We start from the raw sequence: 23,298 nt of genomic DNA, 5'->3' as shown, positions 1-23,298 counted from the left end.
GCGGCACGCGCCATTGGACCAAGGACCAATTGTTCGCGGGAGCGGCCGCGGCATGTTTGGAGCAGGAGCGGCGGCCGCGGAGTCGTCCGTTGAATATTGGGAGAAGGACATGAAGCTCATTCTGGCCGCATGCGCTGCCACACTGGCGACCGCGGCGATCGGCGTCGCGGTCGCGCCCGCTCCAGCGGCGCCGGCACCGGCCGGCCGCATCATCACGGTTCACATGAAGGACATGGGCGCGGACGGCGCGATGGTCTTCGAACCCGGATTCGTAAAGGCGAATGTCGGCGACACGATCCGTTTCGTGCCCCAGAACGCAATGCACAATGCCGAGACGATCCCGTCGATGTTGCCGGCTGGCGTCGCGCCGAGTGCCGGGGCGATGGGCAAGCAGTTCGATCTGAAGCTGACCGCCGCCGGCCTTTATGGCATCAAGTGCAAGCCGCATTACGCGATGGGCATGGTCGCCTTGATCCAGGCCGGTAAGGGGCCCTCGCCCAACCTGGCGGCCGCCAAAGCCGTGTCGCTACCCCCTTTCGCCAAGAAGCGGATGGCGGCCTACCTCGCCAAAGCAAGCTAAACCCGCTGAGCCAACAGCTACTCTTGCGGGATTAATCCATACATACGGCTGACTATTTCGAGTGAAGTCGGCCGTAAGGATCCGGGAAAGCCGCGGGTCTTTCGATCAGTCGGCCTTTGGTCCTCGATAGGATGGATGTTGGTGGTGGGTTGAAACACCGCAGGTCACGATCACTTGACGCCCGGTATGCGTCGCCGTTTGGTTGAGGTGCAACGCGTCATTCGCAAGACCAACACGCTTTGCAACGAGAGCGGGCGTGACTGGCTCAAACGCGCATTCGCAGTGGAGTGATACTGACCTGGCGCGAGTTCCTGGAATTCAGCCAGATTTTTCCATAAAAGACTGATAAAAAAGGTAACCATCCGCAACGGTCGACGCATCGCGGGTGGTCCTGCCGCTCCAACTGGCAGGATCTGCTGAGTTTGCTCACCGCCGCAGCTTATACGCTGTACGGCTATGCCATGGCCTCAGTCGGCTGCGACGGCGTGCTGGCTCGGCGCGGGCTTTCGGGCAATCCAGATCACGGCGATCGTCACCAATGCCATCCAGCCGCAAATCCAGAACAATTCGAGCGACGAGAGCAGGTAAGACTGATTTGCGATCTGCCGCATCACCGAGCCCGCGGCCTGGAGCGGGCTCATTCCCTGCGCCTGAAGCTGGTCGAGCGTGCGGCGATAGACAGGCGAATAGTCGGTCCCGACCTCGGTCAGCCGCGTCTGGTGCAGGGCCGCGCGACGGTCCCAATAGGTGGTGATGATCGAGGCGGCAAAGCTGCCCGCGGTGATGCGCGCGAAGTTCGAGATGCCGCTGGCCGAAGGCACTCGTTCAGGCGGCAGCCGATCGAGAGAAAGGCTGACCAGCGGCACGAAGAACATGCTCATCGCCACGCCTTGGAGAAGCAGCGGCAAGGTCAGGGTGACGAAACTGGCATCGGGCGTGTAATTGGCGCGCATGAAATAGGAGGCGGCGAAGGCGAGAAAGGCGATCGTCGCCAGCCAGCGCATGTCGACCTTCAACCGCCCGACGATCGGCGTTATCAGTACCGCGACGACGCCGCTCGGCGCCGCCACGAAGCCGGCCCAGGTCGCGGTATAGCCCATCTGCTCCTGCAGCCAGAGCGGTAGCAGCAGGTTGTTGGCGAAGAACAACGCATAGCCGAGGCACAGCGCGATCGTCCCGAAGGCGAAATTGCGGCGCTTGAACAGGCTGAGGTCCACCGCCGGCGCGCGGTCGGTCAGCTCCCAAATCACCCAGGCGACAAAGCCGGTCACGGCACCGATCGCCAACGCCACGATCAGCGAATTGTGAAACCAGTCGCGGTCCTTGCCGAGATCGAGCATGGTTTGGAGGCTGAACACCCAGAAGGCGAGCAGGATCAGGCCGACCATGTCGATCGGCAGTTTGCGGGTAGGCGTCTCGCGGCTGGCGAGCTGGCGCCAGCTGATGGCGGCGGCGATGATGCCGACGGGCACGTTGATCAGAAAGATCCAGCCCCAATGATAATTGTCGGAGATATAGCCGCCCAGTACCGGGCCGAGCACGGGTGCGACCAAGGTGGTCATGGCCCAGATACTGAGTGCGGTGCCGCGCTTGTTGGGCGGGAAGATGGCGATAAGCAGCGCCTGGCTTCCAGGGATCATCGGCCCCGAGACGGCGCCCTGCAGGATGCGGAAGGCGATCAACGACTCCAGGTTCCAGGCGATGCCGCACAGGAACGAAGCGATGGTGAAGAGCACCACCGACACGGTAAAGGTACGCACCACGCCGAAGCGCTGCATGAACCATCCCGTCAATGGTACCGTCACGCCGTTCGCTACCGCGAAAGAAGTAATCACCCAGGTGCCGTTGTCGGTGGAGACGCCCAGATTGCCGGCGATGGTCGGCAGCGAGACGTTGGCGATCGTGCCGTCCAATACTTGCATGAACGTGCCGAGCGCCAATGCTACCGAGGTAATCCCCAGCGCGATGCCCGTTAGCGGCGCCGGCTGGGCGCCGGCGGCACTGCTCACCGGACGCGCCCCAGATTCTCGGCGATGATCTGGCGTATCCGCGCTTCGATTTGCGGGCCGCCGTCAAGGCTGCGCTGGACCGCGCCGGCGGGCGGCGAGCTTCCGGCGACCATCGGGCCCGAGCGGTCGCCCGTCGCCACCTTTACGTCGACCGAGAGGCCGACACGCAGCGGATTCTTCTTGAGCTCGGCGGGATCGAGCCCGATCCGCACCGGTACGCGCTGCACGATCTTGATCCAGTTGCCCGAGGCGTTTTGCGGCGGCAGCAGCGAAAAAGCGCTGCCGCTACCGGCGCCCAAACCCAGCACCTTGCCATGATAAGTGATGTCGTTGCCGTAGACGTCGGCATGGATCGTCACCGGCTGGCCGACGCGCAGATGCTGTAGCTGGGTCTCGCGGAAATTGGCGTCGATCCACAGGCTGTCGAGCGGCACCACCGCCATCAATGGCGTGCCCGCGGCGACCTTTTGGCCGAGCTGGACGGTGCGTTGCGCGATCACGCCGGACACCGGTGCGACGATGCGCATATGGCTGGAATTGATCGCGGCTTGGCGGACATCGGCGATCGCCGCGAGCACCTGGGGATTGTTGTAGATCGACGTGCCGGCGACGGTACTGGCCGCTTGCGCCTGCTTGGCGCGAGCGAGGTTGAGCGCGGCGCGCGCAGTCGTGACGGCATCGGCCGCATGGCTCACCTCTTCGCCGGACACCGCACCGTCGACAGCCGCGCCGCGCCGGCGGGCATAGTCATTCTGCGCCTTGCCAAGCTCGGCTTGGGCCTGGGCGATCTCGGCACCAGCTTCGTCGACCTCGGCCGTGTTGGATCGGACTGCGCGCACGGCGCGGCCCAGCGCCGCTTCCGCCGCGGCGAGCTGGACGTCCGTGGTGGCGGGATCGAGATCGATCAGCGGTGCGCCCTGCCTTACTTGCTGGGTATTGTCGGCATGCAGCGCGAGCACTGTGCCGCCGTCGCGTGCGGTGACCGCGACAATGTTGCCGCCGACATAAGCGTCGTCGGTTTCTTCGCTTGGTGGGGCGGTGAGAACGATCGCGGCATAGACGATGGCGCCGATCAGGACGACTGCTCCCAGGATCAGGAATCCAATCTTGCGCACGCGCGACTTGGTCGCGGACGTTGCGGGCGCCGGAGGGGCAGGGGGCGCCGCGGCCCGCGCCGCTTCGGGTTCGGCCTTCGGCTCGGCCGGGGGCAGCTTTTCGGCGCGCGCTTTCAGCGCGCCCTGGGTCATGTCGTTCATCTCAATGGGTTTCCGCTGATGCCGTAGGGACCGGCTGGGTGGGATCGAAGCCGCCGCCCAGGGCGGCGATGAGCTGGATACGGCGCGTCAGTGCGTCCGCTTGGAGCCCGGCCAACGATTGCTCGGCTTCGAGCAGCCGGAAGCCGGACTCGATGGTGTCGAGCCTTGAGCCGAGCCCGGTGGAGACCCGCACTTGATCGAGGCGTGCGGTCTCGCGCAGGCCGGCGACGATGCGTCGCTGGTCGCCCAGGTCCTTGTCGGCGGTGCGCACCAGGGTAAGCGCGTCGGAGGCGTCATGGACCGCGCCGAGCACGGCCTCGTTATAGCCGGCCACCGCCGCATCCAGATCGGCGGTGGCGCCGCGATATTGCGCCTTGAGCTTGCCGCCTTCGAAGATCGGCACGTGGATCGCCGGCCCCGCACCATAAGTCCGCGCACCGAGATTGAAGAAATTGCCCAGGCCGAGCGCGGCGAAGCCGGCGAGCGCCTGGATGTTGACGTTCGGCAGGAAGTCGGTGCGCGCGACCTGGCGTCCGGCAGCCGCCGCATCGATCCGGGCCTGGCCTGCGAGGAGATCGGGTCGGCGACCGAGCAGATCGGCTGGCAACAGCTCGGGCACCGTCGGCGGCGTATCGAGTGCCAGGGTCGGGGCAGTGACCTGCGGATAGAAGTCCGCGCCGCGCCCGGCCAATGCAGCCAGGGCATGGATCAGCAAGTCGCGCTGGCTCTCGGCGCGGCTCCGCGCCTGCTCCGCTTCGGCGAGAAGAGTCTCGGCCTGGCGGAGTTCGAACTGACTCGCGAGCTGGTGCTCGAGCCGCGATTGCACGTAACGCAACGCCTGCTGACGTGTGGTCACGAAGCCATTGGCGACGTCGATCAGCCGGTCCGCACGGGCCAGTCCGACATAGGTCTGGGCGATCGACGCCGAGATGGCGAGCCGGGCCGCCGCCATATCGAGCCGTGCCGCCTGAGCGCTGGCTCGCGCGCCGGCGACCATCGCCTTTTCGCGGCCGAACAGGTCGAGGTTCCAGCTGAGATTGGCCTGCACCTGCGTGATCGGCCAGGCCGCGCCGGCATAAGGCGGCGGGTAGATATATTTCTCGGGAAAGCGCTGATAGGTCGATTGGCCATCGACCGTGATCTGGGGCAGCTGATCGGCACGGCGAACGTCCACGCTTGCCTCGGCTGCACGAACGCGCGCCAGGGCCTTCTCCAGCGTCGGGTTGTCCGACAATCCCATTGCGATCAGCCGATCGAGCTGCGGATCGCCGAATGCGGTCCACCAATTGGCGTCGATTGCCGCACTTCCGGCATCGAGCCCAAGCGCCGCCGGTTGCAGCCGCTCCACCTGGGGCGAATCTTTCGGCACGGCCGCGCAGCCGGCCAGCAGGAGCGCCGTGAGGGCGGCGATGCCAGTCCTGCGGCTCACGCTTCGATTTCCGTATTGGCGGCGGCTGCCCGCTCGGCGGCTGCAAGTAACTTGGCCAGCAGCTGGACCATGAGTTCCGCTTCCGCCTGCGTAAAATCGGCGACAACCTCGTTCCAGGTCGACACAACGTCGCCTTGCAACTCGGCCACGGTTTCGCGACCCTTTGGCGTTACGGCGAGACGAACTACGCGCCGATCCTCAGCGCCACGGTCGCGCAGCAGCAGGCCGCGCGCCTCGAGCAGGTCGATCATCCGGGTGGTCGCGCCGGTGGTGATGCCGAGCTCGGTCGCCAACTCGCCGGCATTGCTCACGATGCCGTCGCGCACGACTTTGAGGGCGATCCATTGCTGGAAGCTCAGGTCGAACCCGTCGAATTTGGCCTCGATCTGCGCCGACATGATCTTGTCGAGCCGCCGTAGCAGTCGCCCCGGCGCACGGCTCGCAGCGCAATCTTCGATGGTGAAAACAGCCATATATCTCGCCAAGCAGTATCTGCACGGGCAGATATATAGAGCATGCCAAGTTTCAAGAGGGGAAGGAGAAAAATACGTTCAACGATACCGACTTAGCGTCCGGTTCCACGGGCTGGCACCCTGTTGAGGTCCTCCAAACAACCGATCTGACGCAAGTTCGACACCTCGTCGGAGACGTGCGAAGCAGGATGAAGTCGGGGTCCGGAATGCCATTCTGCCTCCGAACAGGTCATCGATTTACGGCCTCAGCCGAATAGCGTAGCGCCTTATGTTCGATCTTGTTCCGCTGCAGTCCGGGTGGTCTCTCGTCGCTCTCCACCGGTCCTACCGCCGCCCGCCGTGAAGGAGTAATCGAGATGATCAACAGGCGAACCTTCTCTGCCGGCCTGGCCGCCGGTGCTGCCGCTTCGGCGGTTACCGTCCGCGGCATGGCCGCCATCCCCGTCTCGACCAAGGCGCGCAATGTCGTCCTCGTCCATGGGCTATTCGCCGATGGGTCCTGCTGGTCCGAGGTGATCGCGCGCTTGCAGGCGGCGGGGCTCAACGCCACGTCCGTGCAAAATCCCCTTACGACGCTGCCTGAAGCGGTCGCATCGGCACAGCGCGTGCTGGATCGACAGGACGGACCGACCGTGCTGGTCGGGCATTCCTTCTCCGGAATGATCGTGACGGAGGCCGGCGTTCATCCGAACGTTTCGGCGCTCGTCTACGTGGCGGCGCGGGCGCCGGATGCCGGAGAGGACTATACGGCGCTGGCGAAGACGTTTCCGACGCCGCCGGCATCCGCCGGGATCGTCTATGACGGCGACGAGGGGCGCCTCAGCGAAGCGGCGTTCCTGCGCGATTTCGCGGGCGATCTGCCGAAAGAAAAGGCCCGGATCCTCTATGCCGTCCAGCAACCGTTCCAAAAAGCGCTGCTGACCGGAAAGACGACGCACGCGGCCTGGCGGTCGAAACCGAGCTTCTATGCCGTGTCGACCGAAGATCGGACGATCAACCCTGACCTCGAACGCTTCATGGCCAAACGCATGGGTGCCAAGACCATCGAAGTGAAAGCCAGTCACCTATCGCTCATCTCTCACCCGGGCGAGATTACGCGGCTCATTCTGGAAGCCGCCGGGCAAGACGCATAACTCGCCGCTTGCGCTTCGGCCTGTCTCCGTTGCGCCGCGGCAGGACGATCATTCGAATGTCAGTGGATCGGGTCCCATTCTCCCGTCTGGCTCGTCGAGCGCCGCGATCGCCGCCATATCGTCGGCGTCGAGCGTGAAAGTGAGAATATCGAGATTCTCGCGCATCCGGTTCTCGTTGACGGTCTTGGGGATGACGATCAGGTCGTTCTGCACATGCCAGCGCAGGATGATCTGCGCGACGGTGCGATCGTGCTTCTCCGCCAGCCCTTTCAGCACGGCGTTGCCGAGCAGTTCGCCTTGTCCCAACGGGCTCCAGGATTGGACGGCCACCTTTCGTTTTGCGTTCTCGGCGCGCGCCGACGCCTGCTGAAAGGCCGGGTGGCATTCGATCTGATTTACGACGGGCACGACACCCGTCGCTTCGATCAGGCGATCGATCTGGTCGGGCAGGAAATTGGAAACGCCGATGGCACGCGCCAGGCCTTCCTCGCGCAGCCGGATCAGCGTCTCCCAGGATTCGACGTAGAGATCGCGCCCGGGCACCGGCCAGTGGATCAGATACAGGTCGACATAATCGAGCTTCAGCCGATCGAGGCTGGCATTGAACGCAGCTCGCGCAGAGTCTCTGCCCTGGTCGGTGTTCCACAATTTGGTCGTGATAAAGACGTCCTCGCGCGGCAGCCCGCTGGCACGCAAGCCGTCCCCGACTCCCGCCTCGTTGCGATAGATCATCGCGGTATCGATGTGGCGGTATCCGATGCCGAGCGCCGTTTCGACCATCGCAGCCGTGCGGTCTGCGGCCGCTTGATAGGTACCGAGCCCGATCTGGGGAATTTTGCTGCCGTCGTTGAGGGTGATGTAGGGCTGGGGCATGTCCGACTCCGATAGGATGCCGCGATATAGGATCGGCCCATCGCATCGTATAGTATGATTAATTGCGATGTCTCTCCAATCGACGCGAAGCGGCCGGTCCCGTTGCTCGGGAACGTCAGCGAACGGCGCGGGCGAAGGCCTTCTCTGCCAGTGGCTCCATGATCGCATAGCCGGCGGCGGTTGGATGAATGCCGTCGGCCGAATTGTCCATCGACTGACCGTGCGCACCATCGTCGAGTGCGGCATGATAGTCGACGAAGCCGAAACCCTCGCGCGCCGCATAGGCGCGTAGCCATGCATTCAGCGATGCGATGTCCGGTGCCGGATCATATCCCGACCGGCCGCCGAGCGTGCGTGCGGGAAGAACCGTGCTCAACACGACCTTGATGTTGTGAGCACGCGCGAGCTCGGCCATCGAGGCGAGATTGCCTTCGATTTCGGACAGGCTGGTCGGGCCGGTCGCGCCGGCGAGATCGTTGATCCCGGCCAGGATGTGCACGACGGCGGGATGGAGCTCGATCACGTCGGCGCGAAATCGGCCGATCATCTGGCGCGTGGTTTGCCCTCCGATGCCGCGGTCCACGCGATCGCCGGCAAAGAAGTCCGGGCGCAGCATGATCCACCGCTCGGTGATCGAATCGCCGAAGAAGACGATGCGGCGCTTGGTCGCAGGCGGCAGTGCGGCATTGGCGGTTCTGTATCGGCAGACGCCGGGGAAATCGACCGCCCACAGCTTCTGCTGCCAGGCGGCATAAGCGGCGCTTACCGCAGGAGCGGGCAAATCCGGTTTGCGTCCGGCAGCGCGCGCGGCGTCCGCGACGACCTGATAGGCCTTCACTTCAGCGGGCGTTGCCGGCTCCGCGGCACAAACATCCGGTTCGTCGCGCGCATGAGCTGCAACCGGAGCAAGCAGAAGGACGGCCAGACAGGCGAGGACGCGGATGGGCATGGCGATTCTCCCTTGGCAGCGGACGTCACTGTCGACCGATCATCCCTCGGTACGCGCCTGTCCGGCGATCCTTCATATCGGCGTCTTGCCGATACGCGGTTGCTAGCAGCACAGCCGCTCGGTAGGAATATGTATGATTATATATTTGGGCAGGGAGCGGGCATGAAGACGTTGCGGATCGGACTGGTAGGGCTCGGCAAGATCGCGAGGGATCAGCATCTGCCGGCGCTCGCCGCAGACCCCGATTTCGATCTTGTCGCGATTGCCAGCCGCAACGCGACGCTCGACGACGTCGCCAACTTTCCCACGATCGAGGCGATGCTCGACAGCGATGTCGCGCTTGACGCCGTATCTTTATGCACGCCGCCGCGCGGCCGTTTCGATCAGGCGCGCGCCGCGATTGAGGCAGGGCTGCACGTCATGATGGAGAAGCCGCCCGCCGCGACCATTTCCGAGGCGGTTGCGCTGGCCGAACTGGCGCAAGCGAAAGGCGTGGTGCTGTTCGCCACTTGGCATTCGCGCGAAGCAGCCGGCGTCGAGCCGGCGCGCGCCTGGCTCGCCGAACGCCGGATCGATGCGGTCCGGATCGCGTGGCGAGAGGATATTCGTCGCTGGCATCCGGGGCAGGACTGGATCCTGGAGGCGGGCGGGTTCGGCGTGTTCGATCCGGGTATCAACGCCCTTTCGATCGCGACCCGAATCCTGCCCGATCCGTTGCGGGTCGATGCCGCAACGATCACTGTGCCGTCCGGCAGGCAAGGCCCGCTCAAGGCGATGCTCGAGCTGATGTCGGGCATCGTACCGGTCTCGGCCGAATTCGATTTTCTACAAACCGGCCCGCAGACCTGGGACATCGAGGTCGACACCGATGCCGGCACGATGGTGCTCTCGATGGGCGGCTCGATCCTGCGTCTGCCCGACGAGCCGCCGCGCGAGGCGGCGGACTCGGAATATCCCAGTCTCTACCGGCGCTTCGCGGAATTGGTCGCGACCGGGAAAAGCGATGTCGACTTGCGGCCGCTTCAGATCGTGGCGGACGCGTTCCTGATCGCCGAACGTGTGACCGGCGACGCGTTCGAGTGGTGATCATCCAGCGACAGCCAGAAAGCTTGAAGGAGTAAGCGATGATGTTGCGTGCTGCGCTGGCGTTCGCGATCGCGCTCCAAGCCGCAAGTCCCGCGCCCGTGGCGCCGCCGCCGCGCGATCCGCGCAACTGGCCGGCGCCGGTCATGGACACGGTCCCGCCGGCGATCCCGGCATTGCGCAAGGGGGCGGTGTTGGTGCTCTCCAAGACCAACGGCTTTCGCGATCCCGACCAGATTCCGGCCGCGAACAAGGCTGTCGGCGAGATCGTTCGGGGCCTGGGGCGCGACATATTCGTGACCGAGAATGCCGCGGTCATGAATCCCCGCGACCTCGCCAGATTTTCGGTCGTCGTGCTCAACAGCACGAGCGGAACGATCTTCGATGACAAGCAGCGCGCAGCGTTCAAGAGCTGGATCGAGCAGGGCGGCGGAGTCGTGCTGCTCCACGGCGCGGGCGGCGACCCGAGCTACGACTGGGCCTGGTATCCGCACGTGCTGATCGGCGCGCAGTTCATCGGTCATACCGGGCGCCCCAAGCAGTTCCAGCAGGGGACGATCGACGTGATCGACCGCGGCAACCCGGCGACGCGGGACCTGCCGGCCAAATGGGTGCGTACCGAGGAATGGTATTCGTTCGATCGGGTGCCGACCGGTTACGGCACGCACATCCTCGCGACGCTCGACGAGACCAGCTACGAACCTTTCCCCGAGCGCGTGCGGATGGGCAGTCCGCATCCGATCATCTGGACGCGCTGTATCGGCAAGGGAAGGATGTTCTTCTCCGCACTCGGCCATAAGGCGGAGACCTATTCGGAACCGCTCCACCAGAAGATGATCAGCGGCGCGATCCGCTGGGCCGCGCGCGCCGAGGGGACTGGCTGCTGACGTTGCTCGGCGTCGGTTAGGTCTGCGTCTTAGGTCGTGAACCCATAAACGACCGCTATCGGCGGAAGGCGTGAACGTCTGAGATCGGGTGGAAAGCAGTCATGCGATCTCATTGGAATGAGTGACCGTTATGCGCCCTAATTTCGGCCATTCCGGACAGGGCCTACTGAGTCCGAAAGCCGCCATTTTGTCTAGCTGACGTCAGAACTACCGAGTTAGAAAAATTCCAGCTGTCGATTTGCACGTGCTTGGACGTCGATCGCGGGTGTTTCCGGCGGGTCGTGAGCTAATTCGCTTTCAGTATGTGATTCGTCCGAGTCAGCAGCTTCTGCAGCAGACGCGAGCTGTTCGCCGGGCTGTAACCCAACGCAAGCTCGATTGTCGGGGGTGTGCCCGCCAGCGGCCGCGCGACTACGTTTGGGGTCAAAAGATCCTCAGCGTAGGCCGGGATGAGCGTAACTCCGCCACATGACACAACCACGGATATCGTCGCGGAAAGGCTTCCGGCATCGAATCTGGGGTTGAGGTTTATGCCGGCCCTCACAGCATATTTTTTGACGATTGCATCTACTGCTGGAGAGGCGGTCGCAGAACCAACGTAAATTTCTTCGGCAAGCTCCTGCGGTGTAATTGTCTCGCGTGTGGTCAAATGGTGGTTAGCGGGCAACATCACGATCAATGGTTCCGCGGATAGGCTTTTGAAGCATAGGTTGGCGACGTTCTCCTCTCGCCGCATGAGTGCGGCATCCAGACTGCCTCGTACCAATGCGAGGGCGAGTTCAGGCGACGACTGGCTTGAAAGTTTGAATTCAACGCCGGGGGCCTCTTCCCGGAGAATGCGCATCACGCTTGGCAGCCAGGCCTCATGGCCGGCGAGAAATCCGATAGCGAACACGGGCCGCTCTGGTCGGCCCGCGCGCTGGGCACCTTCGACCGCGGCTTCGACCTGTGCAAGCGCCAGTCTTGCGTGATCCAGAAAGACTTTCCCAGCTTCTGTGAGCGAGACGCCCCTTGCTTGCCGGTCCAGCAATTTCACACCGATCTCGGCCTCAAGATCGCGGATTTGACGGCTCAGCGACGGCTGTGAGGTGTTGAGCTGCTGTTGCGCGGCCGCGAGCACGCTCCCGCGCTCGGCGACCGCGATGAAATAGCGAAGATGGCGCAGATCCATGAACCACGTGCTATACCGCTCAGGCATAGCTTGGCCAGACAAGGTCTTTGTCGGCGTCGGAGCGAGCAGTTATCTCGCGCCTGCCTCAACAGGGAGAGCGGAATGCCTACGATCATCACCAAAGACGGCGTAAACATCTTCTACAAGGACTGGGGATCGGGTCAGCCGATCGTTTTCAGCCATGGCTGGCCGCTGTCGGCGGACGACTGGGATGCCCAGATGATGTTCTTCCTGCAGCACGGTTATCGGGTCATCGCCCACGACCGGCGTGGCCATGGCCGGTCCGACCAGCCCAGCACCGGCAATGACATGGACCATTGGGTTGCGGACCTTGCGGCACTGACCGAACATCTCGATCTGCGAGACGCGATCCATATCGGGCATTCGACCGGTGGCGGTGAGGTGGCGCGCTATGTCGCGCGTCACCAGGACCGCGTGGCCAAGGCGGTGCTGGTCGCCTCGCTCACGCCCAATATGTACCGGAGCGAGGACAATCCGTCCGGTCAGCCGCCGGAGTGGTTCGAAGCGATCCGTGCGGGCGTGCTGGGCAACCGGGCGGAGTTCTTCCGTTTCGTGCCCGAGAACCCGTTCTATGGCTACAACCTGGACGGCGCCGAGCCTTCGGAGGCGGTCATCGCCAACTGGTGGCGCCAGGGCATGGCCGGCGGCGCCCTCGCCCATTACGCGACCGTCGCCTCCTGGCTTGAGGACTATACTGACGACCTCAAGAGGATCACGGTGCCGGTGCTGGTGATGCACGGCGAGGCCGATCAGGTCGTTCCCTTCGCCAGCTCCGTACCGCGCGCGGTCGATCTGCTCGAAAAAGGGTCGCTCAAGACCTATCCCGGCTACCCCCACGGCATGCTGACCACCCATGCCGATATCCTCAACCCCGACCTGCTCGCGTTCATCAGGTCTTGATGACGTTTCTCATTTCGCCACCGGAGAGAACCCCGCGAGGCGGTCTCTTTCGCAAATGGTCGCCGCTGTTGCGTGCCGGTCGCCCAACATCGTCCGCTTAGCGCCCTACCAATCGGCCACTGGATAGCTAAGCGCCTGTCCCCGAAAGCTGCCGTCTAGCCGTTAGAAATATGCCGAGAAGCGCAGACAGTTGCGCCCAGCAGGAATGCCCGTCTTGGCGTGTCGGCGACGGTCTGCTGAAGTGCGCAACTGAACGCCATTGACATCTGAGGTTTTCGGTAGCATCCTACTGGTATGTCGCACCCCACACTCGAACTAAAGAAAGCCTATCTGGCGCTGCGACATGCGCTGGACCACACCGTGCGCCGGTTCAACCTGACCAGCGCGCAATTCGACGTGCTTCAATTGCTAATGCACCATGACGGGCTGCCGCATCGTGAACTGCAGCAACGACTGGCGATTGCCTCGCCGACGCTGACCAATATCATCGACGTGCTCGAACGCGAAGGGCATGTCGAGCGGCGGTCGAATGAGGCGGACGCACGCACCAAGACGATCCATCTGTCGCTCAAGGCACGCGCGTTGTGCGCGTCGGAAGAGTTCTGTTTGGCGGGCGAGGCGCTGGTCGGGCAGATGTTCAAGGGCTTTACCGAGGACGAGCGCGCCGGGTTCATGCAGGCACTGAAGCGTGTCGAAGTCAATCTCGACGCGCTGACCTGACCCGCCTTTTTTTGACTGAAACGATAGCTTCCTATTGAATAACGCGTTTCGCCGCAGCGCCCCGCTTCAACTGTTAGCTTCCTATCGGAGTATTTATGATGCCTTATCTGACAATCCTGCTCGAAGCGCTGGTTGGCGCTGTCTTTCTGGTGGCGGCCTTTGGCACAGCCTTACGCTGGCCGCGCGCTGTGATGCTGCTCCGGCCGCTTCCGGTCTCCGGGCTAGCCCGCATGCTGCTGGCCGCACTAACGGTGCTGCCGGGGATTGGCATGATCGTGTCGACGCTGGTGCCGTTCCTCGCATTCTTCGTCGCGGTGTTGACGATCGTTGTGACCGGGGCGCTCGCCATGGTCAGCAAGCTGGGTGGCGGACGGTCTAGCTGGGTGCTCTCGACCATCGTCGTCCTGGCCTCGACCGGGGTCGCGGTCCTGCAACCGCTGGGGCTGAAAGTGCTGAGCCTCCCCAAGGCCGATGCGCTTGACTACCGCCCGGTACCTGCGCGGGTCATCAAGACCTATGGTGAGGGTGTCGGTTTTGAGGGCATTGCCGCTGGCGCCGATGGCACGCTGTATCTCGCGGCCAGTATGGGACTGGATTTCACCAGCAGCGCGTATTTTGCGCGGGCGCATGGTCAGATCATTGCCCGCCGACCGGATGGCGCGGAGCAGGTGCTCTTGGCGACGCCTGTCGGGTCAACCGCCGGAGTGATCGCGGTCGCTCATGACGGTACCCTTTACATGACGAGCAATGGACGGCAGCCGGGGATCTGGCGCGTGACGCCCAGCGGTGCGGCGGCGAAGATCGCGACGCTCCCCAGCGGTGCCTGGCCCAATGGCCTGGATTTCGGGCCCGACGGCATGCTTTACTCTACCGACAGCAGCCTGGCGCAGGTCTGGCGGATTGATCCCGCGACCGGCAAGGCTGAGGTCGCGCTGCGCGACCAGCGCCTTGCCGCACGCCCGTTCATCGCGCTCGCGCCGGGGGCCAATGGCCTGCACTTTGCCGGCCACGACATGATCGTTACGGTATCGGACTCGACCGAAGTCTTGAAATACCCGCTGGGCAAGGACGGCCGCTTCGGTGCGCCAACACTGGTAGCGCGCGGAATCCCCGGTGACGATTTCGCGATCGGCAAGGACGGGTCGCTGTTCGTGACCACGCATCCCTACAACACACTGGTCCGCGTCACGCCTGATGGCCGGCGCACGATCATTGCCGATGCACGCCAGCACATTGTCGGCGCGACCGATGCCGTATTCGGGCGCGGCCCCGATGATCGCGACACGCTGTATGTTGCAACCGATGGCGGTGCGTTCACTGCCGGCCCAAAGGCGCGGGGACAGCTAGTCGCGCTAAGGCCGTATCACTGAGGGACGGCCAAGGCCTCGCGCGTGATCCGTGTCGAGGCCTTGGGTGATGCACCGTCGACTATAGGCTATGTCGCCGATCAACTGGTATCGCACAGCACAGTGCGGCTGAGTTGGTGATGCGGATGGTTGACCGGGCTATTTTCCAAGACGAGCGATCAGTCTGATCGGCGGTGTCAACAGCTGCGCTTGACCGACAATGCGTTGACGCTGGTTTCGATACTAACAAGCACGCATCTGGAGCAGCTGACCAAACTTCATCAGCAGTTGGCGGAAGTGGTCGGCAGGTCCCGCGAGACACTCTTCGATTGTAGCGGCGCTGAGCGGCGCGGCTCGTTCACATGCATATCCTGAACCGGACGGCAGACCCGCACACGCCATTCAGAATCGCAACGCAGACAACATTCACTCGAACCGTCACTTGGGGTTCTTACGGCGCCCGATAGCGTCGTAGACGAACATGGAGATCAGAATACCCGCGAGTGTGCCGGCAGAATCGATCCCGCTCGACGTCGGCGATGAGTGGACAGCCAGCGCCAGCGCCCGTTGCAGCCCGAAGGCGAGCGTCGTGCCAGCGAGAACCGCAGCAAACATCTGTGCAAAGCGAGTCATTTTCCTGCATCCGAGCGAAGGCACTGCGTCCAAACAATTAGCTGGTCTGCGTCGCCGAGTCGTTAACCGCGCATGTGGCAAGCATATTAGCGAAAGAGCGTGCTGGAGCCTGCATCTCCAAGATTCTTGTCTGCGAAAAAGACCCGTCCTCGTCGTCGGCGGCACGCGCACCAATGACCCTGACTGCAGGCACAGCCAGAAAAGAAAGCGTCACTGAGGGCAAGATTAGCGATCCCGAGCTTGCTCTTCCAATGGAGTTTTCAAGACGAAAGCCCGACAGATTTTGGCTGCCCACCGCTAGGGGATTGATCCCCCGACACGCGTCGCCCGCAAGATACGGCCGCTCTGCCCAGCCATGATCTTGAAAGTGGAAAGTCCGTTTTCGGCCCAAAGTCTGACAATGACATCGCTAGAATGGAACGGCCGGTTTTGGGTCGATTGTGTTGAAAAACTCGGCCTTGAAGTCGCGCGGGCAGTCTGATTCACTCTGCATAGGCTGGCGGAGATGACCCGATGATGGGCGAGCGGGCGGTGGCGCAAGAGGCGCTGTTCTACAGCTTCAACATCGAGCGGCACGTGCCGGTGGATCATCTGCTGCGCTCGATAGACCGGTTCGTGGACCTGTCGGATATCCGCGAGCATCTGCGGCCATTCTATAGCGAGACGGGCCGCCCTTCGATCGACCCGGAGTTGATGATCCGGATGCTGATCATCGGCTATTGCATGGGCATCCGCTCCGAGCGCCGGCTGTGCGACGAGGTGCATCTCAACCTCGCCTATCGCTGGTTCTGCCGGCTGGGGTTGGAAGGCGACGTGCCCGATCACTCGACCTTCTCGAAGAACCGCCATGGTCGCTTCCGCGATAGCGACCTGCTGCGCAGACTGTTCGAGGCGACCGTCGCGCGGTGCATGGCCGAAGGACTGGTCGGCGGCGTGGGCTTCGCGGTCGATGCCAGCCTGATCCGGGCCGATGTGAACCGGCAGCACGCCGTCGATCGCCCCGAGCAGTTGCCGGACCAGACCACCAGCCATGCCGTGCGCGAGTATCTGGCCGTGCTCGACGATGCCGCGTTCGGCGGCGCGACGCCGGTTCCGCCCAAGCAGTTGGCGGTGGCCGATCCCGCCGCGCGATGGACCGCCGCGACGCGCGAGCGCGCCTTCTTCGCTTACTCGACCAACTATCTGATCGACCTCGAGCATGCCGTGATCGTCGATGTCGAGGCGACGACCTCGATCCGCCAGGCCGAGGTGACGGCGCAGCGCCGGATGATCGATCGCGTCCAGACACGGTTCGGCCTTTGGCCCGAGCGGCTCGCGGCCGATACCGGATATGGCGACGCGGCCAACCTGGCATGGCTGGTCAAGGAGAAGGGCATCGCGCCGCATATCCCGGTGTTCGACAAGTCCGCCCGCTCCGATGGTACCTTCGAGCACGAGCCGAAAGCCGTTCAAGAATGCGATTCAGTCGAGCAACACCCTCGGGCTCTGAATTTCGTAGGGTGTGGCAGGAGAACCGCCCTTTCAACGGTCGCACTCCTGATGGACTTCAGTACCCCGGCTGCCGTGTATGGTCGTACGAAGATATCAGCGACGGTGGGCATAATAAAGCGTGCGCTACGGATGGTCGCGCGGGAATGTCGTCATGCCCAAAACCATCTTTCGCCAAAGTAGGTGATAATGCCGTATGCTTAGAGATGAAGTCTCGCGATCCTTGCGATCCACGATGGGATGACGGCAAGGCGGAAACCATCAAAGACTACCCGCGCGAAGCTCGAAAGGAGGATAATTCTCTTGGGGATATTCCAGACGGACTTTGGCGCGTTTATGGCCCAACCGCCACGCCGGTTCACGGCTTGAAGTGCCCCGTCGTGAAGTGAAGCTAGTTCAGATATGTCAGCTGTCGGAGGGATTGGGCTGCATTCTGACCGGCAACGTCTGGGTCGAAAGCCGACGGGCTGCTTTATGAGTATGCGGGCGTAGTCACCTTACTGCCCCACAAAGCGTAATACAGCACGTACAGTTCGCACAAAGCCGTGACGATGAAGGCGAGCTGGATGCCGAAATTGTCGGCGACGCTGCCCTGGATGAACACCAACGCGCCGCCGGCGATCGACATGATCAGCAATCCCGACCCTTCCTCGGTAAGCGGCCCGAGGCCGCGGATCGCGAGCGCGAAGATCGTCGGGAACATGATCGAGTGGAACAGGCCGACGGCGATCAGCGCGTACATCGCCATCGGGCCAGCGACGAAAGTGGCGATGAGCGCCGACACCAGGGCGCCGATCGCGAACACCGCGAGCACCTTCTCCGGCGCGAAATAGCGCATGATCCACGCGCCGGCGAAGCGGCCGACCATCATCCCGCCCCAGACGAAGGTCAGGTAGAACGCGGCCTGCTCGTGCGTGATGTTGGCGATCTGCGGCTGCGACGCGAAGTTGATGAACAAATTGCCGACGCCGATTTCGGCCAGCACGTAGAGGAAGATCGCGCCGCAGCCGAGGATCAGGTTGCGGTGCTTCCACAGCGACAGGTGCTTGCGCTCTTCGGCATTGGCGCGTTGCGTCGCGGACCCCAGCGCGGGCAGCTTGGCGCGGGCGATGACGACGGTCAGCACCGCTAGCACGATCGCGACGATCAGATACGGCAATTCGGTCGCCTGCGCGTCGGCCATGCGCTGCGCATGGCTCAGCTGAACGCCCTCGGCCGAGGTGCCGGCGGTAGTGCGGGCGAGGATCAGATATCGGCCGAACACGATCGCCAGCACGTCGCCGGCCGTGTTGAACGCCTGAACCAGGGTGAGCCGCGCCTCGGCCGTCTGGGGCGAGCCGATCACCGCGACATAGGGATTGGCCGCGACCTGGAGCAAAGCGATCCCGCACGACACGATGAACAAAGAGGCTAGGGTGACGCCGTAGGACGGCAGGCTGGCCGCCAGGATCATCCCCAGCGATCCGACCGTCATCACCGCGAGACCGACCGCCAGCGCTTTCTGATAGCCGATCCGCTCGATCAGTTTCGCCGCCGGGATCGACGCCACCAGATAGCCGACGAACCAGGTTGATTCGATCAGGGTGGTCTGCAGGTAATTGAGTTCGAAGACGCTCTTCAGGTGCGGCAGCAACGTGTTGTTGATGACCGTGATGAAACCCCACATGAAGAACAGGCTGGCGAGCAGGGCGAGCGCCGGCCCGTACCTACCTCCCGCCGGCATTTCGACCTGCTGACGCGGGGTATTTGCCGCGGGACCTGCCATATTCCTCATCCTTCGAACGACCGCAAAGCTTGTGCCTTGATTAATTGTCTGATTATATATCGCTCATGCCGCGGTCAATCCGGTCGGTATCGAAAGGAGGGGCGGCATGCATAATATCGCGAGATTCATGAGATCAGCGCCCGCCTCGAACCTCGTCCAATCTCCTCTGGAGCCCTGAATGCCCTTCGACAAAACGCCCAAGCTCCGCAGCCGCGCCTGGTTCGACAATCCCGACAATGTCGACATGACGGCGCTGTATCTCGAGCGCTACCTGAACTTCGGCCTCAGTCTCGAGGAGCTGCAATCGGGCAAGCCGATCATCGGCATCGCGCAGACGGGGTCCGACCTCAGCCCGTGCAACCGCCATCATCTCGTGCTGGCAGAACGGGTGCGCGAAGGAATTCGCGAGGCGGGCGGCATCGCGCTCGAATTCCCGGTCCATCCGATCCAGGAAACCGGCAAGCGTCCGACCGCCGGGCTCGACCGTAACCTATCCTATCTCAGCCTGGTCGAGACGCTGTACGGCTATCCGATCGACGGCGTGGTCCTGACGATCGGCTGCGACAAGACGACGCCGGCCTGCCTGATGGCGGCGGCGACGGTGAACATCCCGGCCATCGCCTTGTCGGTCGGGCCGATGCTCAACGGCTGGCACAAGGGCGAGCGTACCGGTTCGGGCACGATCGTCTGGAAAGCGCGGCAGATGCTCGCGGCCGGCGAGATCGACGATGCCGAATTCATCCGCCTCGTCGCCTCGTCGGCTCCCTCGACCGGCTATTGCAACACGATGGGCACGGCGACGACGATGAACTCGCTGGCCGAGGCGCTGGGCATGGCGCTGCCCGGATCGGCGGCGATTCCGGCCCCGTATCGCGATCGCCAAGAAGTCGCCTATCGCACCGGGAAGCGCGCCGTCGAAATGGTGGCGGAGGACCTCAAGCCATCCGACATTCTTACCAAGGAGGCGTTCCTAAATGCCATCGCGGTCAATTCGGCGATCGGCGGATCGACCAACGCGCCGATCCATCTGACCGCGATCGCGCGGCATATCGGCGTCGATGTGCCGCTCAAGACCTGGCAGGATCATGGCCACGCCGTTCCGTTGCTGGTCAATCTACAGCCCGCCGGCGAATATCTTGGGGAGGACTATTACCGCGCGGGCGGCGTCCCCGCGGTAGTCGCGCAATTGATGCAGCACGGGTTGATCGCGGAGGGCGCGATGACCGCCAACGGCCGGACCATCGGCGACAATTGCCGCGACGCCGCGATCGAGGACGAGAAGGTCATCCGCCGGTTCGACGATCCGTTGATGCAGGATGCCGGCTTCGTCGTCCTGTCGGGCAATCTGTTCGACAGCGCGATCATGAAGACCAGCGTGATCTCGCCCGAATTCCGCGACCGGTATCTCTCAAACCCTGACGATCACGACGCGTTCGAGGGGCCGGTCGTGGTGTTCGACGGGCCGGAGGATTATCACGCGCGGATCGACGATCCCAAGACCGGCATCACGTCGGGGACCCTATTGGTGATGCGCGGCGCCGGGCCGATCGGCTATCCTGGTGCCGCCGAGGTGGTGAACATGCGACCGCCCGCGCACCTGATCCTCGACGGGGTCCACGCCTTGCCGTGCATCGGCGACGGGCGCCAGTCGGGCACGAGCGGCAGCCCCTCGATCCTGAACGCGTCGCCCGAGGCGGCGGCGGGCGGTGCGCTGGCGCTGCTTCGGACTGGGGACCGCGTGCGTATCGACCTCAAGCGCGGAACCGCAGACGTGCTGATTGACGAAGCCGAAATCGCCGAGCGGCGCCGCGCCTTGGAGGCAGCGGGCGACTATCGCTATCCGGCGTCGCAAACCCCGTGGCAGGAGATCCAGCGCGCTGTGGTCGGCCAGCTCGGCAGCGGTGCCATCCTGGAAGGGGCGGAGGCCTATCAGCGCATCGCCCAGACCAAGGGCCTGCCGCGCGACAATCACTGACCTTCAGCATTCCCCTCCCTGCAAGCAGGGAGGGGAGTTGAGCGCGTGATCACTTTCGACCCGGCAATTCCATATCCGTCAGCGCCAGTCGCAGCAGGTCGGTCATCGCGCGCCGTGCGCCATCGGCGTCCTTCGCTGCGATCGCTTCATGGACGCGGTGGTGATCGGGCAGCGGGTCGCGCGGCAGGCTGCGTTGGCGCTGCTTGAATTTGGTGGTCCAACTCACCGCCGCGCCGACCGTGCTGGCTAGCGCGGTCAGCGGCTCGTTGCGCGCAGCGGTCAGGATGGCGCGATGGAAACGCTGGTCGGCGGCGCGCCCGCGCTCGTCGGCCAGGCCGAAAGCCTCCATGCCTTTCAGCGCGTCGGCCATTTCGGCGAGGTCGTGGTCGCTGCGCCGCTGCGCCGCGAATGCGGCGGCGGCGGGCTCGATCACCTCGCGCAGCTCGAACAGGTCGACGATGAACTGGTTGTCGGGCTCGCCCTCGAACGTCCAGGCCAGGATATCGGGATCGAGCAGGTTCCAGCGGTTGCGCGACGTGATTCGTGTCCCCGCTTTGGGCCGGCTTTCGACCAGCCCTTTGGCGGCCAGGATGCGGATCGCCTCGCGATAGGCAGTGCGCGAGATGCCGAGCTCCTCGCTTGCTTCGATCTCGCCATCCAATATGTCGCCGGGCTTGCGGACGCCGCCGACGATCTCGATGCCGATCTTGCGCGCGATCGTACCATGGATGCGTGGCGCGGGAGGGGGACGGTCGTCATCCATCGACCGTCCCAGCCTATGCGGTCGCGATGCGGGTGACAATGCTCACAAGCTGCGCACCGCGATCGGCACTGCCGCCGCTCGTGCGAGCGGGTTGCGGGCCGGCAGGGTGAAGGGCGGCGCTTCGACCTCGAACACATCGCCCGGCTCGGTCTTCACGCCGTCGCTGAACGACAATGTGGCTGTGCCGAAGAAGTGGACGTGCAGGTCGCCGGGGCGGCGAAAGCCGGCATATTTGAAATGATGGTGCTCGAGATTGGCGATGCTGTGCGACATGTTCGCCTCGCCAGAGACGAACGGCTTCTCCCAGATCACCGTGCCGTCGCGAAGGATGCGGCTGGTGCCGCGCACATCGTCGGGCAGCTCGCCGAGCAGCAATTCGGGGCCGAGCGCGGCGGCGCGCAGCTTCGAATGCGCCAGCCACAGATAATTGCCGCGTTCGGTGACATGATCGGAAAATTCGTTGCCGAGCGCGAAGCCGATTCGGACCGGTGCGCCGTCGGGCGCGATCAGATAGATTCCGGCGATCTCCGGTTCCTCGCCGCCGTCGAGCGCGAAATCGGGCATGGCGAGCGGCGCGCCCGGTGCGGCCAAAATTGTGCCATCGCCCTTGTAGAACCACTCCGGCTGGACGCCGATTGAGCCGGCCTCGGGCTTGCCGCCTTCGACTCCCATCAGGAACATCTTCATCGAATCGGTAGGAGCGGGATTCTCAATCGCCGCGCGGTGCATCTTGTCGCGCCCCTCGGCCGAGCCAAGATGGGTGAGGCCGGTACCGCTGACCAGCAAATGCGCCGGGTCGGCATGGTCGATTGGGCAGAGCAGGGTGACGCCGCCAAGATCGATCTTTTCCCCGAGCCGCGCGCTGGCGAGTTCCGTGAGCGAGACGCCGGTCGCGATCGCTTCCTCCGCTAGCGCAAGGATTGTCGTCGCGCCCGACACGCGCCGAGCGCCATCGTCACCCAGCGCCGCGACGCCGCGCGCACCGTCGTCGAACTGGACCAGGGACCGGATCATTTCGGCGACTCCTCGCGCTGGCCGTCGATACGGCGGGCAATTCCCCATGCGTTCGCGTCGCCGATCGCCGCGGGGATCAGCTCGGCCGGCAGATTCTGGAAGCAGACCGGACGCAGAAAGCGTTCGATCGCCTTGCTGCCGACCGACGTGGTGCGGCTGTCGCTGGTCGCGGGGAAGGGCCCGCCATGAACCATGGCATGCGCGACCTCGACTCCGGTCGGCCAGCCATTGGCCAGGATGCGGCCTACCCGCTGCGCCAGCAGCGGCAGGATTTCCGCCGCGGCGGGCTCGTCTGCCGGATCGATCTGGATCGTCGCGGTCAATTGCCCTTCGAGACCGGCGATGACGTTCGCCAGCTCGGCGGTGTCGCGGCAGCGCACGACGATCGAAGACGCGCCGAACACCTCATTGCCCAGCGCCGAATCGGCGAGGAACTGCTCGGCGCTCGTCTCGAACAGCGCGCCCACTGCCTGGTTGGCTCCGTCGCTGGTTGCACCGCGCGCGACGGTGCGCACGGCGTCATGTCCGGCGAGCGCGCCGACGCCTTTTTCAAATGCGGCGTGGATGCCGGGAGTCAGCATGGTCGCGGAATTGGTGCCCTGGAGCGCCTGACCGGCGGCCGCGACGAAGGCGTCGAGCTCCGGACCGTCGAGCCCGATGACCAATCCGGGATTGGTGCAGAATTGCCCGGCGCCCATCGTCAGCGAGGCGACGAACGCCTCGGCCAGCGCCGACCCGCGCGCGGCGAGCGCGGCGGGGAACAGGATGACGGGATTGATGCTCGACATCTCGGCATAGACCGGGATCGGCTCGGCGCGTGCCGCCGCGAT

At 64.0% G+C, this 23,298-nt stretch carries 20 protein-coding genes and 1 pseudogene; 9 read left to right on the top strand and 12 right to left on the bottom strand.

Features of this window, described 5'->3' with window-relative positions:
* The first annotated feature begins 109 nt into the window (after positions 1 to 109).
* Positions 110 to 580 (top strand): pseudoazurin, encoded by a 471-nt coding sequence (locus SPR01S_RS01310; RefSeq protein ID WP_084250839.1) that lies wholly within the window; start codon positions 110 to 112, stop codon positions 578 to 580.
* A gap of 467 nt (positions 581 to 1,047) precedes the next feature.
* Here SPR01S_RS01310 and SPR01S_RS01305 read toward each other — a convergent pair whose 3' ends face one another.
* Genes SPR01S_RS01305 through SPR01S_RS01290 form a run of 4 tightly spaced genes read right to left on the bottom strand, consistent with a single transcriptional unit; the run spans position 1,048 to position 5,672 of the window.
* Complete coding sequence (locus SPR01S_RS01305) at positions 1,048 to 2,589, bottom strand: DHA2 family efflux MFS transporter permease subunit (protein WP_066583831.1); 1,542 nt, start codon at positions 2,587 to 2,589, stop codon at positions 1,048 to 1,050.
* The gene (locus SPR01S_RS01300; protein WP_066583828.1) at positions 2,586 to 3,845 is read right to left on the bottom strand and encodes an HlyD family secretion protein; all 1,260 of its coding nucleotides are present in this window, start codon (positions 3,843 to 3,845) and stop codon (positions 2,586 to 2,588) included. Before SPR01S_RS01300 ends, SPR01S_RS01305 begins: the two co-directional genes overlap by 4 nt.
* A 1-nt stretch (position 3,846) precedes the next feature.
* Positions 3,847 to 5,274: an efflux transporter outer membrane subunit gene (locus SPR01S_RS01295; protein WP_066583825.1), complete on the bottom strand. Its 1,428-nt coding sequence runs from the start codon at positions 5,272 to 5,274 to the stop codon at positions 3,847 to 3,849.
* Entirely contained in the window at positions 5,271 to 5,672 is a 402-nt protein-coding gene (locus SPR01S_RS01290; RefSeq protein WP_245661824.1) for a MarR family winged helix-turn-helix transcriptional regulator, read from the bottom strand. The genes SPR01S_RS01295 and SPR01S_RS01290 overlap by 4 nt, the downstream gene beginning before the upstream one ends.
* Before the next feature lie 431 nt (positions 5,673 to 6,103).
* Between SPR01S_RS01290 and SPR01S_RS01285 the strand changes: the two genes are divergently transcribed.
* A complete protein-coding gene (locus SPR01S_RS01285) occupies positions 6,104 to 6,880 on the top strand; it encodes an alpha/beta fold hydrolase (protein WP_066583821.1) in 777 nt (258 codons plus the stop codon).
* 48 nt (positions 6,881 to 6,928) lie between these two features.
* On the opposite strand, the gene SPR01S_RS01280 is transcribed toward SPR01S_RS01285, so the two are convergent.
* Both SPR01S_RS01280 and SPR01S_RS01275 read right to left on the bottom strand, forming a co-directional pair.
* The gene (locus SPR01S_RS01280) at positions 6,929 to 7,753 is read right to left on the bottom strand and encodes an aldo/keto reductase (protein ID WP_066583820.1); all 825 of its coding nucleotides are present in this window, start codon (positions 7,751 to 7,753) and stop codon (positions 6,929 to 6,931) included.
* Between the two features lie 115 nt (positions 7,754 to 7,868).
* Positions 7,869 to 8,702, bottom strand: a complete 834-nt coding sequence (locus tag SPR01S_RS01275) for a GDSL-type esterase/lipase family protein (protein ID WP_084250838.1) — start codon at positions 8,700 to 8,702, stop codon at positions 7,869 to 7,871.
* Positions 8,703 to 8,864: 162 nt separating this feature from the next.
* Here SPR01S_RS01275 and SPR01S_RS01270 point away from each other — a divergent pair, with 162 nt between their 5' ends.
* Together SPR01S_RS01270 and SPR01S_RS01265 are read left to right on the top strand one after the other, a co-directional pair.
* The gene (locus tag SPR01S_RS01270) at positions 8,865 to 9,788 is read left to right on the top strand and encodes a Gfo/Idh/MocA family protein (RefSeq protein ID WP_066584057.1); all 924 of its coding nucleotides are present in this window, start codon (positions 8,865 to 8,867) and stop codon (positions 9,786 to 9,788) included.
* 38 nt (positions 9,789 to 9,826) lie between these two features.
* Positions 9,827 to 10,672, top strand: a complete 846-nt coding sequence (locus tag SPR01S_RS01265) for a ThuA domain-containing protein (protein ID WP_066583818.1) — start codon at positions 9,827 to 9,829, stop codon at positions 10,670 to 10,672.
* A 286-nt stretch (positions 10,673 to 10,958) separates the two neighbouring features.
* Here SPR01S_RS01265 and SPR01S_RS01260 read toward each other — a convergent pair whose 3' ends face one another.
* Complete coding sequence (locus SPR01S_RS01260; protein ID WP_066584055.1) at positions 10,959 to 11,843, bottom strand: LysR family transcriptional regulator; 885 nt, start codon at positions 11,841 to 11,843, stop codon at positions 10,959 to 10,961.
* A gap of 102 nt (positions 11,844 to 11,945) precedes the next feature.
* Between SPR01S_RS01260 and SPR01S_RS01255 the strand changes: the two genes are divergently transcribed.
* The 3 genes from SPR01S_RS01255 (at position 11,946) to SPR01S_RS01245 (ending at position 14,854) form a co-directional block, all read left to right on the top strand.
* A complete protein-coding gene (locus SPR01S_RS01255; RefSeq protein ID WP_066583812.1) occupies positions 11,946 to 12,764 on the top strand; it encodes an alpha/beta fold hydrolase in 819 nt (272 codons plus the stop codon).
* Between the two features lie 294 nt (positions 12,765 to 13,058).
* Positions 13,059 to 13,484: a MarR family winged helix-turn-helix transcriptional regulator gene (locus SPR01S_RS01250; protein WP_066583809.1), complete on the top strand. Its 426-nt coding sequence runs from the start codon at positions 13,059 to 13,061 to the stop codon at positions 13,482 to 13,484.
* A gap of 95 nt (positions 13,485 to 13,579) precedes the next feature.
* Positions 13,580 to 14,854: an SMP-30/gluconolactonase/LRE family protein gene (locus SPR01S_RS01245; protein ID WP_157081839.1), complete on the top strand. Its 1,275-nt coding sequence runs from the start codon at positions 13,580 to 13,582 to the stop codon at positions 14,852 to 14,854.
* 414 nt (positions 14,855 to 15,268) lie between these two features.
* On the opposite strand, the gene SPR01S_RS01240 is transcribed toward SPR01S_RS01245, so the two are convergent.
* A complete protein-coding gene (locus tag SPR01S_RS01240; protein ID WP_066583803.1) occupies positions 15,269 to 15,463 on the bottom strand; it encodes a hypothetical protein in 195 nt (64 codons plus the stop codon).
* Between the two features lie 513 nt (positions 15,464 to 15,976).
* On the opposite strand from SPR01S_RS01240, the pseudogene SPR01S_RS01235 reads away from it, so the two are divergent.
* Positions 15,977 to 16,891, top strand: a pseudogene (locus SPR01S_RS01235) (transposase); the annotation flags it as partial.
* Positions 16,892 to 17,423: 532 nt separating this feature from the next.
* Here SPR01S_RS01235 and SPR01S_RS01230 read toward each other — a convergent pair.
* Positions 17,424 to 18,716, bottom strand: coding sequence for a sugar MFS transporter (locus SPR01S_RS01230; RefSeq protein ID WP_066583801.1), 1,293 nt, complete (start codon positions 18,714 to 18,716; stop codon positions 17,424 to 17,426).
* Between the two features lie 178 nt (positions 18,717 to 18,894).
* Between SPR01S_RS01230 and SPR01S_RS01225 the strand changes: the two genes are divergently transcribed.
* Complete coding sequence (locus SPR01S_RS01225; protein ID WP_066583800.1) at positions 18,895 to 20,691, top strand: IlvD/Edd family dehydratase; 1,797 nt, start codon at positions 18,895 to 18,897, stop codon at positions 20,689 to 20,691.
* Positions 20,692 to 20,740: 49 nt separating this feature from the next.
* Here SPR01S_RS01225 and SPR01S_RS01220 read toward each other — a convergent pair whose 3' ends face one another.
* From SPR01S_RS01220 to SPR01S_RS01210, 3 genes are all read right to left on the bottom strand, one after another.
* A complete protein-coding gene (locus SPR01S_RS01220) occupies positions 20,741 to 21,454 on the bottom strand; it encodes a FadR/GntR family transcriptional regulator (protein ID WP_066583799.1) in 714 nt (237 codons plus the stop codon).
* A gap of 42 nt (positions 21,455 to 21,496) precedes the next feature.
* A complete protein-coding gene (gene araD1, locus SPR01S_RS01215; RefSeq protein ID WP_066583797.1) occupies positions 21,497 to 22,468 on the bottom strand; it encodes an AraD1 family protein in 972 nt (323 codons plus the stop codon).
* Positions 22,465 to 23,298, bottom strand: an 834-nt coding sequence (locus SPR01S_RS01210) for an aldehyde dehydrogenase family protein (RefSeq protein ID WP_500808173.1), incomplete at its 5' end; no start/stop codon positions are given. The genes SPR01S_RS01210 and araD1, both read right to left, overlap by 4 nt.

The organism is Sphingomonas pruni NBRC 15498, from assembly GCF_001598455.1.
GTDB lineage: Bacteria > Pseudomonadota > Alphaproteobacteria > Sphingomonadales > Sphingomonadaceae > Sphingomonas > Sphingomonas pruni.
Note: the sequence above shows the minus strand (reverse complement) of the source record. Positions and strands in the feature narration are given on the sequence as shown.

What these genes read in the sequence shown, in the direction of transcription:
- SPR01S_RS01310 (WP_084250839.1), top strand. Translation starts at nt 110, where the DNA reads ATGAAGCTCATTCTGGCCGCATGCGCTGCCACACTGGCGACCGCGGCG.
- SPR01S_RS01300 (WP_066583828.1), bottom strand. Translation starts at nt 3,845, where the DNA reads ATGAACGACATGACCCAGGGCGCGCTGAAAGCGCGCGCCGAAAAGCTG.
- SPR01S_RS01290 (WP_245661824.1), bottom strand. Translation starts at nt 5,672, where the DNA reads ATGTCGGCGCAGATCGAGGCCAAATTCGACGGGTTCGACCTGAGCTTC.
- SPR01S_RS01285 (WP_066583821.1), top strand. Translation starts at nt 6,104, where the DNA reads ATGATCAACAGGCGAACCTTCTCTGCCGGCCTGGCCGCCGGTGCTGCC.
- SPR01S_RS01280 (WP_066583820.1), bottom strand. Translation starts at nt 7,753, where the DNA reads ATGCCCCAGCCCTACATCACCCTCAACGACGGCAGCAAAATTCCCCAG.
- SPR01S_RS01275 (WP_084250838.1), bottom strand. Translation starts at nt 8,702, where the DNA reads ATGCCCATCCGCGTCCTCGCCTGTCTGGCCGTCCTTCTGCTTGCTCCG.
- SPR01S_RS01270 (WP_066584057.1), top strand. Translation starts at nt 8,865, where the DNA reads ATGAAGACGTTGCGGATCGGACTGGTAGGGCTCGGCAAGATCGCGAGG.
- SPR01S_RS01265 (WP_066583818.1), top strand. Translation starts at nt 9,827, where the DNA reads ATGATGTTGCGTGCTGCGCTGGCGTTCGCGATCGCGCTCCAAGCCGCA.
- SPR01S_RS01260 (WP_066584055.1), bottom strand. Translation starts at nt 11,843, where the DNA reads ATGGATCTGCGCCATCTTCGCTATTTCATCGCGGTCGCCGAGCGCGGG.
- SPR01S_RS01255 (WP_066583812.1), top strand. Translation starts at nt 11,946, where the DNA reads ATGCCTACGATCATCACCAAAGACGGCGTAAACATCTTCTACAAGGAC.
- SPR01S_RS01250 (WP_066583809.1), top strand. Translation starts at nt 13,059, where the DNA reads ATGTCGCACCCCACACTCGAACTAAAGAAAGCCTATCTGGCGCTGCGA.
- SPR01S_RS01245 (WP_157081839.1), top strand. Translation starts at nt 13,580, where the DNA reads ATGATGCCTTATCTGACAATCCTGCTCGAAGCGCTGGTTGGCGCTGTC.
- SPR01S_RS01240 (WP_066583803.1), bottom strand. Translation starts at nt 15,463, where the DNA reads ATGACTCGCTTTGCACAGATGTTTGCTGCGGTTCTCGCTGGCACGACG.
- SPR01S_RS01230 (WP_066583801.1), bottom strand. Translation starts at nt 18,716, where the DNA reads ATGGCAGGTCCCGCGGCAAATACCCCGCGTCAGCAGGTCGAAATGCCG.
- SPR01S_RS01225 (WP_066583800.1), top strand. Translation starts at nt 18,895, where the DNA reads ATGCCCTTCGACAAAACGCCCAAGCTCCGCAGCCGCGCCTGGTTCGAC.
- SPR01S_RS01220 (WP_066583799.1), bottom strand. Translation starts at nt 21,454, where the DNA reads ATGGATGACGACCGTCCCCCTCCCGCGCCACGCATCCATGGTACGATC.
- araD1 (WP_066583797.1), bottom strand. Translation starts at nt 22,468, where the DNA reads ATGATCCGGTCCCTGGTCCAGTTCGACGACGGTGCGCGCGGCGTCGCG.